Source organism: Photobacterium galatheae, from assembly GCF_000695255.1.
GTDB classification, from domain to species: Bacteria; Pseudomonadota; Gammaproteobacteria; order Enterobacterales; family Vibrionaceae; genus Photobacterium; species Photobacterium galatheae.
In genome coordinates this window covers 1-1,344 of record NZ_JMIB01000075.1, presented here as the reverse complement: position 1 = coordinate 1,344, position 1,344 = coordinate 1, and the positions used below count along the sequence as shown (strand labels likewise).

Annotated in this window: 2 pseudogenes; both read right to left on the bottom strand. The window is 40.9% G+C overall.

Annotated elements, in window-relative coordinates:
- Positions 1-627 (bottom strand): annotated as a pseudogene (locus tag EA58_RS20710) (hypothetical protein); the annotation flags it as partial.
- 66 nt (positions 628-693) lie between these two features.
- Positions 694-1,344: pseudogene (locus EA58_RS21785) on the bottom strand (hypothetical protein); the annotation flags it as partial.

The window sequence follows — 1,344 nt, the reverse complement described above, 5'->3', positions numbered from 1 at the left end:
TTTATAAGGGTCGGGGGCATAATCATCTTTTAACCAATCAGGAAGGATGTCCATATTTTCAAAGCAAACAAGACTAATACCATTTTCAAATGCAGGTTCTTCAAACTCAGCATCAATCATATATCGTAACTCACTTAAAAATGGTAATACCTTTATCTTGGGGTCATTGTTAAACCCGGTCATTTTAAAGGCCATCAATGCTCCCGCACCTGCCCCAAAAAAAGCCAGTGGCCCCACCAAACCCACAGCCAATAAGCACAGCACGATACCGACAAAAGCGGCATTCCGGGTCGCCGCATAAAAGAATTCCGGCACCAGTTCAACCGTGCTGACAATGATTCCGTATTCGGTTAATTTGACATATTGGCGTTCACTAACTTGAAATAAAAAATAACCAACTGGCATCATAATTGCCAACGAAATACCAACAAAGAAATACTTTGCCACCCCATCCAATATTAAAAGCATGATCGAACCAAGAAATAGCATCATTGCTGGTTGTGCCCATCTATACTTTGGTATCAAATCACATTCCCACTCGTAAATCACATTCGCTTCCAGCACCTGCTGGATCTGTTTCTGTTTATATTCTTCTGTGCACTTGGGCAGGTGTTTGAACTTACGCATTATTCAAGAATGACCTCTATTTCCCATCACCTGAACGACGGTCGATTTTCATAGCAAAACAAAACACTATGACATTGATACTTTATCTGCCCCACTTTTCTCACGTTTTATTTTACTCATATACTCATCATCTGATTCTGTTGAAATGATACCTTTCAAATGAGATTCAATAATTTTCTGTTGATTTTCATTGCAATAATACACAACACAATGGAACCGTCTCAGATCGCCATAGAGATCATCATTGCCATCATTTTCTCTTGACATAAGCTCCATATTTTTGAAACTGACACTATTTACACCATTTTCAAATGATGGGTTTTCAAAGTCAGTCCAAATCGTATATTTCAGTGTTTTCAAAAATGGAAAAACCCTCACCTTGGGGTCATTATTAAACCCGGTCATTTTAAAAGCCATCAATGCTCCCGCACCTGCCCCCACAAAAGCCAGTGGCCCCACCAAACCCACAGCCAATAAGCACAGCACGATACCGACATAAGCGGCATTCCGGGTCGCCGCATAAAAGAATTCCGGCACCAGTTCAACCGTACTAACAATGATTCCGTGTTCGGTTAATTTGACATGCTGACGTTCACTGGCCTGAAACAAAAAGTAACTCACAGGCATCATGATGGCCATGGCAGGTAGAAAAACGAAATATTTTTCGTAACCATCAAATACCAACAGTGCCAGCAGACACATGAGTCCCATCACACA